Origin of the sequence: Micromonospora sp. CA-244673, assembly GCF_050948395.1 — a bacterium.
Classification (GTDB): domain Bacteria; phylum Actinomycetota; class Actinomycetes; order Mycobacteriales; family Micromonosporaceae; genus Micromonospora.
Genome location: NZ_CP192019.1, coordinates 3,841,841 through 3,857,465 on the forward strand (window position 1 = coordinate 3,841,841; position 15,625 = coordinate 3,857,465).

Genomic DNA, 15,625 nt, shown 5'->3' on the forward strand with positions numbered 1-15,625 from the left:
ATCAGCCAGCACAGCACCACCGCGAGGGGAAGCGCCCGGCGGCGCAGCCACGACCGGTCGGCCAGGGCGGCGCGGGGCGGGGCGATCATGCGGTCACCCTCGCATCCCGGCGCAACGCTCACCCGCCCGGGTGGACCACCTCACGGGCGTCGTCGGGCAGCCGCCGCGTGGCGCCCCGCCGGTCCAGCAGTTCCAGCAGCGGCACCGCCACGCGGCGGGTGGTCTCGAGGGCCTGCCGGGCGGCGCTGAGCGTGAACGGCTGCGGCAGCCCGGCGAGCACCCGCACCGCGTCGTCCAGGGCGCCGGGCAGCAGCACCACGTTGTCGGCGAGCTTCAGCAGGGCGCCAGCGCGCACGGCCGCCCCGATCTCCCGGGGGCCGAGGCCGAGGTCGGCGAGGCGGTGGGCCTCGGGGGCCTGGAACGGGCGGTCGCCGTACTCGGCCCGGACCCGGGCCACCGCCCGGGCCACCGGTTCCGGCAGCGCGTCGCCGGATGCGGCGGTCACCCGGCCGGCGCGCAGCCGCAGCGGCGGTCGCAGCAGCGCCTCCACCAGCGCCCGGTCCGGCAGGTCGAGGCGGTGCCGCAGCACGTCGACCGGCACGCCGGCCGCCAGGGGCTGCTCGCGGGCGTACCGGGCGACCTCCTCGACGAGCCGGCGGCCCAGCTCCCGCCAGTGGTCGGGGTCGGCCAGCCAGTCCCCGGCGACCGGGGCGGCGCCGGCCGGCACACCCATCCGGGTCAGCTCACCGGCGCGGACCAGGCGCCGCCGGCGCAACTCCCCGGCCAGGTCCGGCCGGCCGTCCAGCCCCGCCAGCACCGCAGCCCGGGCGGCGGCCGCGCCCCGGCGGCGCAGCGGCGGCGGGTCCCCGTCCAGCACCGTCACCCCGCCGCTCACGTGGTGCCGGCCCGGGTCGCGCAGCAGCGCCCGGTCGCCGATCAGCAGCGGCAGCGGGCGGGCCAACCGGAGCCGGACGGTGTCCGGGCCGAGCGGGCGGACCCGGGCGGGCACCGCGGCCGAGCCGGCGTGCAGGGTGAGGGTGGGCGGCAGGTCGGCGGCCGGATCACCGGCGAGCCGGACGTCGAGCAGGTCGGTGCCGCGGAACCGGCCGGGGCTGAGCAGGGCGTCGCCGCGGGCCACCCGGTCGCGGGGCAGCCCGCGCAGGTTCACCGCCACCCGGGCCACCGCGTCGACCTCGACGTGGGCGGTGTTCAGCGCGTGCAGGCCGCGGACCCGGACCGGTTCCCCGGTGGCGGCGAGTTCGAGGGTGTCGCCGACGCGCAGCCGGCCGCCGCCGAGGGTGCCGGTGACCACCGTGCCGCTGCCCCGGACGGTGAACGAGCGGTCCACCCAGAGCCGGACCGGGGCGTCGCGGGCCGGGTCGGGCAGCCGGGCGACCAGCCGGTCCAGCGCGGCCCGCAGCTCGGGCAGGCCCGCGCCGGTGACCCCGCTGACCGGCACCGCCTCCACGTCGCCGAGCGAGGTCGCGGCGATCTCCGCGCGGGCCCGGTAGAGCGCCGGGCCGGGGTCGGCCAGGTCGGCGCGGGTCACCGCGAGCAGCCCGTACGACACCCCGAGCGCGTCCAGCGCGGCCAGGTGCTCCGCGGACTGCGGCATCCAGCCCTCGTCGGCGCCGACCACGATCAGCGCCGCCGGGACCGGCCCGACACCGGCCAGCATGTTCGGCACGAAGCGCTCGTGCCCGGGCACGTCGACGAACGCGATGGTGCCGCCGGAGGGCAGGGTGGTCCAGGCGAAGCCCAGGTCGATGGTCATGCCCCGGCGGCGTTCCTCCGCCCACCGGTCGGGTTCCATCCCGGTCAGCGCCCGGACCAGCGTGGACTTGCCGTGGTCGACGTGCCCGGCGGTGGCCACCACCCACACGGTCAGGCCCCGATCCGCAGGATCGCCGCGCGCACGTCCGGGTCCGCGGCGGCGGGCACGCAGCGCAGGTCGAGCAGGAGCCGGCCGTGCAGCACCCGGCCGAGGATCGGCGGCACACCGGTGCGCAGCGGCTCGGCGTACCGCTCGGGCAGGCTCAGCGCCCACGAGTCGAGTTCGACCCCGGGGGCGCCGCCACCGCCGACCACCGCGGCGCTGGGCACCACCTCGGCCTTGCAGCCGTCCTCGCCGAGCCGGTCGCGGAGCCGCTCGGTGCGGGCGCGCAGCGCGCCCGGCTCGGCGTGCAGGGCCTCCCGGGTCGGGTTGGTCGGCGCGTGCAGGGTGGCGGCGAGGGCGGCCAGGGTCAGCTTGTCGACCCGCAGCGCCCGGGCGAGGGGGTGCCGGCGCAGCCGCTCGACCAGGTCCGCCGCGCCGAGCAGCAGACCGGCCTGCGGCCCGCCGAGCAACTTGTCGCCGCTGGCGGTGACCAGGTGCGCGCCGGCGCGCAGCGTGGTCGCGGCGTCCGGCTCGTCGGGCAGCAGCGGGTCGGGGGCGAGCAGCCCGGAGCCGATGTCGGCGACCACCGGCACGCCCAGGGTGGCCAGCTCGACGACCGGCACCGCCGACGTGAAGCCGGTGACCCGGAAGTTCGACGGGTGCACCTTGAGGACGAACCCGGTGCGCGGGCCGACGGCGGCGGCGTAGTCCGCGAGGGCGGTGCGGTTGGTGGTGCCCACCTCGCGCAGCCGGGCGCCGGTGCTCTCCAGCAGGTCGGGCAGGCGGAACCCGTCGCCGATCTCGACGAGTTCGCCGCGGCTGACCACGATCTCCCGGTCCGCGGCGAGCGCGGTGGCGGCCAGCACCAGGGCGGCCGCGCCGTTGTTGACCACATGCACGGCCGCCGCGTCGGGCACGGCGGCGGCGAGCGCGTCGAGCGCCTCCCGGCCGCGCCGGGCCCGCCGCCCGGTACGCAGGTCCAGTTCCACGTCGGTGTGCCCGGCGGCGGCCACCAGGGCGTCGACGGCGGCCGCCGCCAGCGGGGCCCGGCCCAGGTTGGTGTGCAGGACGACGCCGGTGGCGTTGAGCACCGCCCGGGGCGCCGGCGCGGGCAGGTCGGCCAGCGCCGCGTCGCGTACCTGCTCGGGGGTGAGCTCACCCGCGCGGGCCCGCCGCTGCGCCCGGACGATGGCGGCCTTCACCCGGTCGCGGCCGAGCGTGCCGGCCGCGGCGGCCAGCGCCGCGTCGGCGAGCAGCGCGTCGGTGCGCGGCACCCGCCGCCGCGGGTCGACGTCACGCATCGGGTCTCCCAGGGGACAGCTTGGCGGAGACGGACGGGAATCGAACCCGCCTGGCCCGGGTCCCGGACCACTCCGGTTTTGAAGACCGGGAGGGGCACCAGCCGCCTGAACGCCTCCACCCAGCACCTAACCACATGTGATCTCCGGCCGCCTGCGGAGGGCGGGAAGCGCACCGGATCAGGGCCCGGGCGTCTGGAAGTGGGGTCGTGCCTCGCCGGGAGCGGTGGGCAGGCGGGTGATCGGCGGAAGCACCAGCGCGACGAAGGCGAGGATGCCGATCACCGTGAAGGGCAGGGTGTAGCTCTTGCCGCTGGCGTCGTACAGCAGCGCCGTGAGCAGTGGACCCACCACACCCCCGATGCTCCACGCCACGATCATGGCCCCGTAGATGGCGCCGGCGTTCGGCGTGCCGAAGTAGTCGGCGGCGGTCGCCGGCATGGTGCCGAAGCCGCCGCCGTAGGCGAGGTAGACCAGGGCGGCGAGGACGGCGAACAGCCAGAACGCGGAGGCGTGCGGCAGGATCAGGAAGCAGATGCCCTGCAGGACGAGCATGCCGATGAACGCCGTCATCCGGCCGATCCGGTCGGACAGCCACGCCCAGGCCACCCGTCCGCCACCGTTGAACAGGCCCAGGACGCCGACCAGGCCCGCGGCGGTCGCGGCGCTCACCCCGGCGACCGCCTGCGCGGCGTCCGCGGCCTGGGAGATCAGCGCGATGCCGCAGGTCACGTTGAGCGTGAGGATCAGCGTGAGCAGGTACCACTGCCGGGTGCGCAGCGCCTCGCCGAAGGTGTAGACCCGGGTGCCGGCGACCGCCCGGCCACCGACCGCCGGCGTGAAGCCCGGCACCTGGTAGCCGGCCGGCGGGTCGCGGAAGAACGACGCCCCCAGCAGCACCGCGATCAGGTAGGCGATGCCCAGCGGCAGGAAGACGCTGGTCTTGTGGTCGGTCCCGGCCAGCAGCGCCTTCGCCACCGGCGCGGTGATCACCGCACCGAAACCGAAGCCGGCGACGGCGATCCCGGTGATCAGACCGCGCTTGTCGGGGAACCACTTGCTGAGCATGGCGATCGGCGTGATGTACGCGGCGCCGAGCCCGATGCCGCCCAGCACGCCGTAGGTGAGCAGCAGCAGCCACAGCTGGTCGCTGGACGACACCAGCGACGCGAGCATGGTCCCGACGGCGTAGAGGATCCCGCCGCCCAGCGCCACCGGCCGTGGCCCGCGCCGGTCCTGGATGCGCCCGCCCACCAGGCTGCCGATGAAGATGGTGCCGATCGCCACCTCGAAGGGCAGCACCACCTCGGCCTTGCTCCACCCGAACTCGGCCTGGAGCGGCTTGTTGAACACACTCCAGGCGTAGACGGCGCCCAGCGCGAGCTGGACGAGCACGGCAGCGACGACGAGACCCCAGCGCCCTCGTGTCGGTGGTCGATCTCCCCGCGATCTCGCGGCTGTTGTGGCCATGAGCGGTACCCCCGTATCGGCTCATGGGCCGGCGCCTGTCCTGCCTATCCCCCGTTCGGGCCGGCGCCCGGCCCGCTGACGTCTGGTCCTTGGCTCTCCCGCCGCCGCGCCCGTTCCCGCTGCGGCACCACGGTGTACTTCGGATCCCTGGCCGAGGCGACCCCGCCGCGGAAGATGCCGAACCGGGTGCAGACGGACGCGGCGAGCAGCGCGCCGCCGGCGAGCCCGGAGAGCACCCGGTTGCGGCGCCCGACCAGCGCGCCGACGACCCCGGCGGCGGTGAGCGCCCGCCCGGCGCGCAGCAGCTTCCCGGCGGCGCCGGTCGCGTAGGGCTCGCTGAGCAGACCCAGGCGGTTCTCCACCCGGTGCGCGCCCCACAGCTCCAGCGCCGCGCCGGCCACGGCGAGACGCCGCGCCGGCCCGGCCTGCCCGGTGGGCGCCGCCAGCAACCCGACGCCGGCCCCGCTGGCCAGCGCGCTGCCCGCGAAGATGACCGGCAGTTCCGGGTACGCCTCGTGCCAGGACGGCACCGCCGTGTCGGCGAGCAGCACCCCGGTGTACGTGGCCAGGGCGGGGGCGGTGACCGCGGCGACCAGCCCGGCGGCGTTCCCGGCCGGCCGCAGCACCTTCCGGCCGAGCCCGAGCACGCCCCGCTCCGGCAGCCAGGGCGCGGCCTCGGCGACCGCCGCGACCCCGGCCGCCGGGCCGAAGACACTGAGGATCCAGGTGCCCATCGACATCGGCGAGGTCAGCTTCGCCACCCGCAGCATGTGGTGGAACCGGGAAGGCTTGCCCAGGTCATGGATGAGGAAGAACGTGCTGGCGCTGACCGCCGCGAGGGAGGTGACCCGGCCGGCCCGGCGCAGCACCGGCCGGCCGGTGAGCTGGCCACCGGCCGCGAGCAGCGACGACCCGGCCGCGAGCCCGCCGGTGAACAGGTACGCGGCGATGTCCCACTTCCACACGGGCGCCTTCAGGATCGGCCGCCCGTAGTAGGAGGTGAACTCGGCGGGAGGCACGGCCAGCCGTTCCCCGCCGCCCCCGCGCCGACCCCGACGCCGGTCGGCGGGCGGGACGTCGCGGGGCGCCGGCGCCGCCTCGGCGGCCCCCGCGCCGGTGCGCGCCACGCCGGCCCGGTCGCCGGTCGCCCGGTTGCCGTTCGCGCCCGCCTTCGGGGCGTGGCCGCCCGGCTCGCCGGGGCGGGCCGGGCCCTCGGCGGCGAGCCGCTCACGGAAGCGGCGGAACAGGTCGCCGACGGCGGGGCGGTCCGGGCTCACGATGAACCTCCGACGAACGCGGCGACAGCCGCCGCCGCCATGGCCAGGGCGGCCAGCCCCGCGCGCTTCCACATCTTCGGCAGGTCCCGGGTGGTGACCACCGGGTCCGGCGGCAGGCCGTACACCTCGGGCTCGTCGAGCAGCAGGAAGAACGCGCCGTCCCCGCCGACGCCGTCGGCCGGGTCGTGGCCGTAGAGGCGGGCCTCCGGCACGCCGCGCTCGTGCAGCGTGGCAACCCGCTGCGCGGCGCGGTCCCGCAACTCGTCCAGGGGTCCGAACTGGATCGACTCGGTCGGGCATGCCTGCGCACACGCCGGTGTCTGGCCGGCGCCCAGCCGGTCGTAGCAGAGCGTGCACTTCCACGCCCGCCCGTCGTCCTTGCGCTGGTCGATCACGCCGTACGGGCAGGCGGAGATGCAGTAGCCGCAGCCGTTGCAGATGTCCTCCTGCACCACGACCGTGCCGAACTCGGTGCGGAACAGGGACCCCGTGGGGCAGACGTCCAGGCAGGCGGCGTGGGTGCAGTGCTTGCAGACGTCCGACATCATCAGCCAGCGGAAGTCGGTGCGGCTGTCGGCGCCGGTGGCCCGGCCGGGCGGCTGGGCGCCGGGCATGCCGAGGAACTCGGGGCCGGCCGCCATCCGCGCCGCCGCCTCCGGCCTGCCCGGCGGCACCCCCGGGGTCGTGCCGGTGTCGGTGGTCGTGCCGGCGGCGCTCGCCGCGCTCTCCGCACTCGTCGGCGGGCCGGTCGGGGTCTCCGCGAAGGGCGGGGACCGGTGCCCGGCCGGGCGGGGCTGCTCGATGAACGCGACGTGCCGCCAGGAGTTGGCGGTCAGGGCGCCCGTGTTGTCGTACGACATGCCGAGCAGGTCGAAGCCCGAGTCGGGTACGGCGTTCCACTCCTTGCAGGCCACCTCGCAGGCCTTGCAGCCGATGCAGACGCTGGTGTCGGTGAAGAAGCCCATCCGCGGGCCGGCCTCGACCCAACCGGCGTCCGGGGCCGGGTCCAGCGGGCCGTAGAGGCTGTTGGCGTCAGGCATTCCCGCCCCTGTCCCGCGCCGCGTCGGTGGTGACGATCGGCACCTTCCGGTCCGGCGTCATCCCGGCCCGCCGCTGGTAGTCGGCCACCAGGTCGAGCAGGGCGGGCCCGGTGGGCCGCCGGCCCGGTCGCACGTCGCAGGTGCCGACCTTGCTCTCCTGGATGAGCACGTTCGGGTCCAGGGTGATGCCGATCAGGTCGTTGGCCGAGTCGCCGGTGACCAGGCCCTCGCTGCCGAAGTGGTACGGCAGCCAGATCTGGTGGATCACCCGGCCGTCGACCCGCAGCGGGGTGAGCCGGTCGGTGACCAGCACCCGCGCCTCGATCACCGCCCGGCCGCTGACCATGTGCGCCCAGCCCAGGTGCGCCAGCCCCACCTCGGCGGCCAACTCCGGGGACACCTCGACGAACATCTCCGGTTGCAGCTCGGCCAGGCGCGGCACGGTCCGGCTCATCCCGCCGGCCGTGTGGTGCTCGGTGAGCCGGCTGACCGTGAACACGTACGGGAAGACCTGGCTGTCCGGCTCCGGCGGGCTCGGGTTGATCCGGTTCACCGGGTGGTCGTAGACCTTGCGCGTCGGGTTGGCCTGCTGCCCGTAGAGCGGGTTACGCATGGGCGACTCGGCCGGCTCGTAGTGCGTCGGCAGCGGGCCGTCGAGCACCCCGGTGGGCGTGTACAGCCAGGCCTTGCCGTCGCCCTGCATGACGAACGGGTCGTCACCGGCGAGGGCCTCCGTGCCGGAGCTGCCGTCCGGCGGCCGGTAGCTCGGCGGTTTCGTCTTCTCGAAGTCCGGCACGTCGTAGCCGGTCCACTGGCCCTTGTCCGGGTCCCACCAGATGTACTTCTTGCGCTCGCTCCACGGCCGGCCCTCCGGGTCGGCGGAGGCGCGGTTGTAGAGGATGCGCCGGTTGGCCGGCCACGCCCAGCCCCACTCGGCGGCCACCCAGTCCTGCTCGTGCCGCGACTTGCGACGGGCCGCCTGGTTGACGCCGTCGGCGTAGACACCAGAGTAGATCCAGCAGCCGACCGCCGTGGAGCCGTCGTCCCTGGCCTCCGGGAACCCGCCGAGCGGGCGGCCGGTGGCCACCTCGTAGCCGTTGATCTCCTTGAGCACCGCCTCGGCGCTCGGCTCGGCGGTGGGGCCGTGCGTCGGGTAGTCCCAGGTCAGGTCGAGCAGCGCCCGGTCGCGGGGCTTCGTGGAGCCGGCCAGCTTCTCCCGCAGCACCCGGCCGAGGTGGTAGAAGAACCACAGCTCGGAACGGCAGTCGCCCGGCGGCTCGACGGCCTTCTCCCGCCACTGGAGCATCCGCTGGGTCTGCGTGAAGGTGCCCTCCTTCTCCACGTGCGACGCGGCGGGCAGGAAGAACACCTCGGTGCGGCACTCCTCCGGCACGATCTCACCGGTGGCGATCTCCGGGCTGTTCCGCCAGAAGGTCGCGCTCTCGATCATGAAGAGGTCGCGGACGACCAGCCAGTCCAGGTTGGCCATGCCGAGCCGCTGGGCGCGGCCGTGCGCCGAGCCGACGGCCGGGTTCTGCCCGAGCAGGAAGTAGCCCTTCACCTTGCCGTCGATCATGTTCAGCACCTGCTGATACGTCCCGTGGTCGCCGGTCATCCGGGGCAGGTAGCCGTAGCAGAAGTCGTTCTCCGGCGTGGCCGCGTCACCCCAGTACGCCTTGAGCAGGCTCGCCGCGTAGGCCCGCGAGTTGCCCCAGAAGCCCTTCTGGCCCGGGTGCCGGATGCTGTCCACCCACTCGTCGAAGGTCGGGTGGTCGGCGTGGTGCGGCATCGGCAGGTAGCCGGGCAGCAGGTTGAACAGGGTCGGGATGTCGGTGGAGCCCTGGATGCTCGCGTGTCCGCGCAGCGCCAGGATGCCGCCGCCCGGCCGGCCCATGTTGCCCAGCAGGGTCTGGATGATCGCGCCGGTGCGGATGTACTGCACGCCGACGCTGTGCTGGGTCCAGCCCACCGAGTAGACCAGCGCGCCGGTGCGCTCCCGGCCCGAGTTCTCCGTCCAGGCGCGGGCCAGCTCCTCGAACTTCTCCACCGGGATGCCGCAGATCCGGGACACCATCTCCGGGGTGTAGCGGGAGAAGTGCCGCTTGAGGATCTGGTAGATGCAGCGCGGGTGCTGCAACGTCTCGTCCCGCTGGGTGTTCGCGGCCACGGGCATGCCGTGCGACTCGTGCCGCAGGCCGGCCGCGGTCTCCCGTTCCTTCGCGGTGTCCTCCGCCACGCGCTGCCGCTCCTGGCCCTGGTACTTCCAGCTGCCCTGGTCGTAGCTGTTCCGCTCGGGGTCGTAGCCGGAGAAGAGCCCGTCGAGGTCCTCGGTGTCGGCGAACTGGTCGGTGACGATCGTGGCGGCGTTGGTGTACGCCACCACGTACTCCCGGAAGTCCAGCTCGTTCTCCAGGATGTACCGCACCACGCCGCCGAGCAGCGCGATGTCGGTGCCCGCCCGGATCGGCAGGTACGTGTCGGCGAGCGCGCTGGTCCGGGTGAACCTGGGGTCCACGTGGAAGACCTTGGCGCCGCGCTTCTTGGCCTCCATCACCCACTGGAAGCCCACCGGGTGGGCCTCGGCCATGTTGGAGCCCTGGATGACGATGACGTCAGCGTTGGCGAGGTCCTGCTGGAAGTCCGTCGCGCCGCCGCGACCGAAGCTGGTCCCCAGACCGGGGACGGTGGCGGAGTGTCAAATGCGGGCCTGGTTCTCAATCTGGAGCGCCCCCATCGCCGTGAACAGCTTCTTGATGAGGTAGTTCTCCTCGTTGTCCAGCGTCGCCCCGCCCAGGCTGGAGATGCCCAGCGTCCGGTTGAGCGGGCGGCCCTGGTCGTCGACGTCCTCCCAGGTCTCGTCGCGGGCGGCGAGGAGCCGGTCGGCGATCATGTCGAGCGCGACGTCGAGATCCAGGTCCTCCCACTCCGTGGCGTACGGCCGGCGGTAGCGGACCTTGGTCTGTCGCAGCGGGCTCGTCACCAGGTTCTTGCTGGCGGCGCCCTTCGGGCAGAGCCGGCCGCGGGAGATGGGGCTGTCCGGGTCGCCCTCGATCTGCGTGACCTGGCCGTCGGAGACGAAGACGCGCTGCCCGCAGCCCACCGCGCAGTAGGGGCAGACCGAGCGGGCCACGCTGTCGGCGGTTTCGGTGCGCGCGGTCAGCGCCGCCGACCGGGCCGACTGCGCCGCGGCGCCCCGACCGAGCGGGTCGGTGCCGGTGAGCTGCCGGTAGACCGGCCACCCCTGGAGGAAGGTCTTCACACCCATGCGGCACACCCCCTTCCCGCCCGGCGGGTAGCTGACCTTTTGAACACTAGGCCAGCCGAGGAGCGCTCGCGACCCGGGCCGGAAAACAGCGACGCCCCGACCTGTCGGCCGGGGCGTCGCTGGGCGTCGGTGTGCAGGTCGCCTCTCGGCGAGTGGCGCGACGCGGCTCCAGCCGAACGGTATTCCGCGAAGGCAATTTAGGTGAGGCCCGGGGACACTGGACACACCGACGCTCTGCACAACGGTACTGGGTCGCTCGTTCTTCCGCCGGTTCTCGGTGACGGCGGTCACCGGCGGCTGGGACCGGAGTCCCGGCCAGCGATCCACGTGGGTCAGCTGTTCCAGTACTGGCCGACGATGTCGGCGGCCTGCTGCTCCCACTGCGCGTACGCGTCCGGGTAGGCCGACACCTGCACGGTCTGCGCGGCCTCGGTCAGCGGCATGTCCTGCCAGCCGTCGACCTGCTTCAGACCCTTCAGGAACGCCAGGGTCGAGTACTCGGGGTCGGTGATCTGCTCCGGCGTACCCCAACCACTGGACGGGCGCTGCTGGAACAGACCCAGCGAGTCATGGTCGTTGGCGTCGCCGAGGTGCCCGAGGTTCTCCAGCTTCGACTCCTGCAGGCTCGTGGCGATCGAGATCACCGCCGCCCGCTCCGGCAGACCCGCCTTCTTCGTCGCCGCGATGATCGCCTTCGCGTTGCCGACCTGCTCGTCGCTCAGATCGATACGCGACTGGGCGCCCTGCACACCGTGCGGGATCAGCTTGCCCGCGTCCGGCCTGTCGACCTGCACCATCGCCGTTTCCGACAGCCCCGCCGTCGGCGCCGCCTCGTGATGATTCAGCGGACCGGCCGCCAGACCACCGGCAACCGCCAGACCAGCAATACCCAGCACACTCTTCCGCAGCATCGTGTTCATGGGGGGTAGCTCCATTCGGGGGTCGACGCGCAGACCGGCAGGGGCCGGCCAGACGCAAGCACCGTCAGGCGCTCAGAGAAGTCACTCCGGGGGAATCAACGGCGCGCGGGGCGGGGGCCTCCACGCCGCGCCGGACCATGTACAACGACCCCCGGCCCCCCACCATTCCGCCGCCAGGATGCCGCCCGTCACAGCCCCGAAGCGGACAATCACCCCAGGCGGGGCGGTCAGGTGCGGGGTGGGGTGGTCGGGAGTTGCCAGGTCGGGGCGATGGGAAAACGCCGGACAGGGGTTACCCTGACACCATGTCGGCCACCAGCACCGCGTACCTCGCCCGGCCCGGGCGACCCGCCGTGGTGGCGCGCACCCTCGGCGAGCTCGCCGGCCCCACCCGGGGCATCGTCGAGCTGCCGGTGCGCCTGATGTGGAGCAGCGAGCGCGCCTTCGACCTGGGCGACCCCGACGACCTGCTGTGGATGTACGAGAACGTGCTGCGCGAGACGAGCCGCGTCGAGGACCTGCGCGAGCTGATCCACGGCGGGACGCTGCGCCGGGTGTGGCCGCTGTTGAACCTGCCCCGGGGCGTACGCCTGGCGTGGGAGAGCCGGCACCGGGGCCTGCGCGCCGCGTGACCCACCTGCACGACTTCTACCGGGAGGTGGCCCGGGTGGCCCTCGCGGCCGCCGGCCCGCACCGGTTCGTGCTGGGCGGCGGGGTGGCCTGGGCGGCGCACGGCCTGGTCACCCGCCCGACGGAGGACGTCGACCTGTTCGCCGACGTGGAGGGCGCGGCCGCGGCAGCGGCGGCCGGAGTGCGCGCGGCGCTGGAGCGGGCCGGCTACCAGGTGGCCGACGCCGATCCGGGCAGCGAGCTGGGCGAGCTGTTCGACGGCTACGACCGGGACCTGCGGGACTTCGTCGTGAGCCGGGACGGGCGGCAGATCCGGCTCAGCCTGGCCCGGCTCGACCGGTACCGCAGCCCCGTGGTCATGGACCTGGGCCCGGTGATGGACGTCCGGGACCTCATCGCCAACAAGACGGCCGCGTTGGTCAACCGCCGGGAGGTCCGCGACTACATCGACGTCTCGGCCGCGCTGGACCGGTACGCCGTGGCGGAGCTGCTGGAGCTGGCCCGGCAGGTGGACCCGGCGCTGGACGCCGACGACGTCCGGGAGGCCGGGCGCTACCTGGACCGGGTGCCGGACCGCCGGTTCGCCCGCTACGGCCTGGACCCGGGCCAGATCGCCGAAGTGCGCCGCCGGATGGCCGCCTGGCCGCGCTGACCGCACGCGTCGCCGGGCGGCCACCTCACTTGGTGGGCCTACCGCCGGTGACGCCGAGGATCTCGCCGGTCACGTAGCTGGATTCCTGGGACGCGAAGAAGACGTACGCGGGGGCCAGCTCGGCGGGCTGGCCGGGGCGACCCATCGGCGTGTCGGTGCCGAACTGCTTCACCTTCTCCTCGGGCATGGTGGCCGGGATCAGCGGCGTCCAGACCGGGCCCGGCGCCACGGCGTTGACCCGGATGCCCCGGTCGGCCAGGTTCAGCGCGAGGGCCTTGGTGAAGTTGGCGATGGCCGCCTTGGTGGTGGCGTAGTCCAGCAGCTGCGGCGACGGGTCGAACGCCTGGATCGACGAGGTGTTGATGATCGCCGAACCTTCGGGCAGGTGCGGCACGGCCAGCTTGCAGAGCCAGAACATGGCGTACACGTTGGTCTTGAACACCCGGTCGAACTGCTCGGTGGTGATGTCGAGGAGGCCCTTGTCCTGCGACATCTGGAAGGCCGCGTTGTTGACCAGGATGTCGATGCCGCCGAGGTCGGACAGCGCCCGCTCGATCAGGCTCCGGCAGTTCGCCTCCTCCCGCACGTCGCACCGCACGGCGACGCCCTTGCGCCCGGCCCGCTCGACCAGCGCCACCGTCTCGCGGGCGTCCGTCTCCTCCTCCTCGCCCAGGTAGGAGATCAGCACGTCGGCGCCCTCCCGGGCGTAGGCGATCGCGACCGCCCGGCCGATGCCGGAGTCACCGCCGGTGATCACCGCCCGCTTGCCGGCGAGCCGGTCGCTGCCCCGATACGACTCCTCACCGTGATCCGGCTTGGGACCCATCTCCCGCTCGGTGCCCGGCGCCGACTGCTGCTGGCCGGGCTGGCCCTGCTGCTGGCCGTACTGCCGGGTGGGGTCCTGCTGGGTGTACTGGTCCTCGCTCACCGGGTCTCCCTCGCACCGTCGTCGTCCGTCCCCTCGGCCCTACCCGGGGGTCGGGGGCGGAAACGGGCCGCCGTGCGTGTTACGCCATGGGGTCCCGTGGCGCTGGTGGTGTGAGATACCTCTGGGCGATGTGGCGTCTGTGACAGCTGGTCGTTATGGTGCGCAACGGCGCCCACGAGGCGCGTCCACCCCCATGGAAGGGCACCTCATGACCTCCTCCTCCGGCGCCTCGCGCCGCCAGGTGCTGGCCGTCGCCGCCGCCGCCGCGACCGCCCCCCTGATCGCCGGCGCTCCCGCCGAGGCCAAGCCGAAGCCGCCGAAGACCTGGGACCTGACGGTCCTCGGCACGTCGGACACCCACGGCAACGTCTACAACTGGGACTACTACCGGGACGCCGAGTTCGACGACAGCAAGCACAACGACGTCGGCGTCGCGAAGCTGGCCACCCTGGTCAACCAGATCCGCGCGGAGCGCAAGGGCAAGGCGACCCTGGTGCTGGACGCCGGCGACACCATCCAGGGCACCCCGCTGGCCACCTACTACGCCAAGCAGGAGCCGATCACCAGCACCGGTGAGACGCACCCGATGGCGAACGCCATGAACGTGCTGAAGTACGACGCCGTCACGCTGGGCAATCACGAGTTCAACTACGGCCTGCCGCTGCTCGCCACCTGGATCGGCCAGCTCGGCTTCCCCGCCCTGGCGGCGAACGCGATCAACGAGAAGACCGGCAAGCCGGCCTTCCTGCCGTACGTGATCAAGGAGGTCGACCTCGGCGGGCACGGCGCGGCGAAGCTGAAGGTCGGCATCCTCGGCCTCACCAACCCGGGCGTGGCCATCTGGGACAAGGCCAACGTCGAGGGCCGGCTGGTCTTCGCCGACATGGTGGCCACCGCCGCCAAGTGGGTGCCGGTGATGCGCGAGCGCGGCGCCGACCTGGTCATCATCTCCGCCCACGGCGGCGACAGCGGCACCTCCAGCTACGGCCCGGAGCTGCCGAACGAGAACCCCGTGGCGCTGATCGCCGAGCAGGTGCCGGGCATCGACGCGATCCTCTTCGGCCACGCCCACAACGAGGTGCCGGAGAAGTTCGTCACCAACAAGGCCACCGGCGTGCAGGTGCTCACCTCGGAGCCGTCGAAGTGGGGCCAGCGGCTCACCCGGATGGACTTCACCCTGACCCGGGAGAAGGGCCGCTGGAAGGTCGTCGGCAAGGGCTCGACCATGCTGAACACCAACACCGTCGTCGAGGACCCGGCGGTGCTCGCCGCCGTCCGCGGCCAGCACACCAAGACCGTCGGGTACGTGAACCAGGTCGTGGCGCAGTCGGAGGTGGAGCTGTCCACCGTCGAGTCGCGGTACAAGGACACCCCGATCCTGGACTTCATCAACCACGTCCAGGCCGAGGTGGTCGCCGCGGCCCTGGCCGGCACCGCGTACGCGAACCTGCCGGTGCTGTCGCAGGCGTCGCCGTTCAGCCGGACCGCCGTCTTCCCCGCCGGTGACGTGCGGATCCGCGACGTCGCCGGGTTGTACGTCTTCGACAACACCCTGGAGGCGGTCGTCATGACCGGCGCCGAGGTGAAGGCGTACCTGGAGTACTCGGCGAAGTACTTCAAGACCTGGGCGGCCGGCGACACCATCGACCTCGACAACATCAACGACCCGACCGTGCCGGACTACAACTACGACGTGATCTCCGGCCTCGACTACGACATCGACATCGCCAAGCCGGTCGGGCAGCGGATCACCCGCCTGGTGCTGCCGGGCACCGACACCCCGGTCGCCGCGGACGCGCAGTTCGTCGTCGCGGTCAACAACTACCGGCGCAGCGGTGGCGGCAACTTCCCGGGCATCGTGAAGACCCAGGTCTACAACCAGCAGCAGGAGATCCGCCAGCTGCTCATCGACTGGGCGCAGGCCAAGGGCGTCATCCGGCCGGCCGACTTCTTCGTGGACAACTGGAAGCTGGTCCGCGACGGCGTGCCGGTCTTCTGATCCGTACCAATCACGACGGGCCCCGGGTGTCGCACCCGGGGCCCGTCCGCGTCCACGGACCGGTCAGGCGCCGCCGGCGCGCAGGTCCCACTCGTGCTGACCGCCGGTCGGGTCGGGCCGGTCCCGGCGCGGCTCGGTCTCGCTCTCGGTCGACTCCACCCGGTCCTCCGGGCGCACCGAGGGCGGCAGTTCGCCGAAGCGGACGTGCCGGAGGAACGCGTACTCCTCGTCGGTGAACGACTCGCGCGGCTCGCTCATGACCGCATTGTG

At 73.5% G+C, this 15,625-nt stretch carries 12 protein-coding genes and 1 tRNA gene; 3 read left to right on the forward strand and 10 right to left on the reverse strand.

The window, feature by feature from the left end; translation table 11 throughout:
* Positions 1-118 precede the first annotated feature (118 nt).
* The 8 genes from selB to ACQP12_RS17970 form a co-directional block, all read right to left on the reverse strand.
* The gene (gene selB / locus ACQP12_RS17935) at positions 119-1,882 is read right to left on the reverse strand and encodes a selenocysteine-specific translation elongation factor (RefSeq protein WP_433280294.1); all 1,764 of its coding nucleotides are present in this window, start codon (positions 1,880-1,882) and stop codon (positions 119-121) included.
* Between the two features lie 2 nt (positions 1,883-1,884).
* Positions 1,885-3,177: an L-seryl-tRNA(Sec) selenium transferase gene (selA, locus tag ACQP12_RS17940; protein WP_433280296.1), complete on the reverse strand. Its 1,293-nt coding sequence runs from the start codon at positions 3,175-3,177 to the stop codon at positions 1,885-1,887.
* Positions 3,178-3,198: 21 nt separating this feature from the next.
* Positions 3,199-3,294 (reverse strand) — tRNA-Sec (locus ACQP12_RS17945).
* 60 nt (positions 3,295-3,354) lie between these two features.
* Complete coding sequence (locus ACQP12_RS17950) at positions 3,355-4,569, reverse strand: L-lactate MFS transporter (RefSeq protein WP_433280297.1); 1,215 nt, start codon at positions 4,567-4,569, stop codon at positions 3,355-3,357.
* 119 nt (positions 4,570-4,688) lie between these two features.
* Positions 4,689-5,921, reverse strand: a complete 1,233-nt coding sequence (nrfD, locus tag ACQP12_RS17955) for an NrfD/PsrC family molybdoenzyme membrane anchor subunit (RefSeq protein WP_433280299.1) — start codon at positions 5,919-5,921, stop codon at positions 4,689-4,691.
* Entirely contained in the window at positions 5,918-6,961 is a 1,044-nt protein-coding gene (locus ACQP12_RS17960; protein ID WP_433280301.1) for a 4Fe-4S dicluster domain-containing protein, read from the reverse strand. The genes nrfD and ACQP12_RS17960 overlap by 4 nt, the downstream gene beginning before the upstream one ends.
* The gene (gene fdh, locus ACQP12_RS17965) at positions 6,954-10,226 is read right to left on the reverse strand and encodes a formate dehydrogenase (RefSeq protein ID WP_433280303.1); all 3,273 of its coding nucleotides are present in this window, start codon (positions 10,224-10,226) and stop codon (positions 6,954-6,956) included. The genes ACQP12_RS17960 and fdh overlap by 8 nt, the downstream gene beginning before the upstream one ends.
* Positions 10,227-10,558: 332 nt before the next feature.
* Positions 10,559-11,146 (reverse strand): hypothetical protein, encoded by a 588-nt coding sequence (locus ACQP12_RS17970; protein WP_433280305.1) that lies wholly within the window; start codon positions 11,144-11,146, stop codon positions 10,559-10,561.
* A gap of 305 nt (positions 11,147-11,451) precedes the next feature.
* Between ACQP12_RS17970 and ACQP12_RS17975 the strand changes: the two genes are divergently transcribed.
* Positions 11,452-11,778 (forward strand): hypothetical protein, encoded by a 327-nt coding sequence (locus ACQP12_RS17975; RefSeq protein WP_313720344.1) that lies wholly within the window; start codon positions 11,452-11,454, stop codon positions 11,776-11,778.
* Positions 11,775-12,428, forward strand: a complete 654-nt coding sequence (locus ACQP12_RS17980; protein ID WP_433280307.1) for a nucleotidyl transferase AbiEii/AbiGii toxin family protein — start codon at positions 11,775-11,777, stop codon at positions 12,426-12,428. The genes ACQP12_RS17975 and ACQP12_RS17980 overlap by 4 nt, the downstream gene beginning before the upstream one ends.
* 25 nt (positions 12,429-12,453) lie before the next feature.
* Here the strand turns inward: ACQP12_RS17980 and ACQP12_RS17985 are convergent, their stop codons facing one another.
* Complete coding sequence (locus tag ACQP12_RS17985) at positions 12,454-13,356, reverse strand: SDR family oxidoreductase (protein ID WP_433280309.1); 903 nt, start codon at positions 13,354-13,356, stop codon at positions 12,454-12,456.
* Positions 13,357-13,564: 208 nt separating this feature from the next.
* Here ACQP12_RS17985 and ACQP12_RS17990 point away from each other — a divergent pair, with 208 nt between their 5' ends.
* Positions 13,565-15,355 (forward strand): bifunctional metallophosphatase/5'-nucleotidase, encoded by a 1,791-nt coding sequence (locus tag ACQP12_RS17990; protein WP_433280311.1) that lies wholly within the window; start codon positions 13,565-13,567, stop codon positions 15,353-15,355.
* Between the two features lie 63 nt (positions 15,356-15,418).
* Here ACQP12_RS17990 and ACQP12_RS17995 read toward each other — a convergent pair whose 3' ends face one another.
* Entirely contained in the window at positions 15,419-15,613 is a 195-nt protein-coding gene (locus ACQP12_RS17995; RefSeq protein ID WP_357946350.1) for a hypothetical protein, read from the reverse strand.
* Positions 15,614-15,625: the final 12 nt, after the last annotated feature.

Excerpts from the sequence above, each read along its gene's own strand:
- ACQP12_RS17975 (WP_313720344.1), top strand. The coding sequence starts at position 11,452 with ATGTCGGCCACCAGCACCGCGTACCTCGCCCGGCCCGGGCGACCCGCC.
- ACQP12_RS17970 (WP_433280305.1), bottom strand. The coding sequence starts at position 11,146 with ATGAACACGATGCTGCGGAAGAGTGTGCTGGGTATTGCTGGTCTGGCG.
- ACQP12_RS17995 (WP_357946350.1), bottom strand. The coding sequence starts at position 15,613 with ATGAGCGAGCCGCGCGAGTCGTTCACCGACGAGGAGTACGCGTTCCTC.
- ACQP12_RS17960 (WP_433280301.1), bottom strand. The coding sequence starts at position 6,961 with ATGCCTGACGCCAACAGCCTCTACGGCCCGCTGGACCCGGCCCCGGAC.
- ACQP12_RS17990 (WP_433280311.1), top strand. The coding sequence starts at position 13,565 with ATGACCTCCTCCTCCGGCGCCTCGCGCCGCCAGGTGCTGGCCGTCGCC.
- selA (WP_433280296.1), bottom strand. The coding sequence starts at position 3,177 with ATGCGTGACGTCGACCCGCGGCGGCGGGTGCCGCGCACCGACGCGCTG.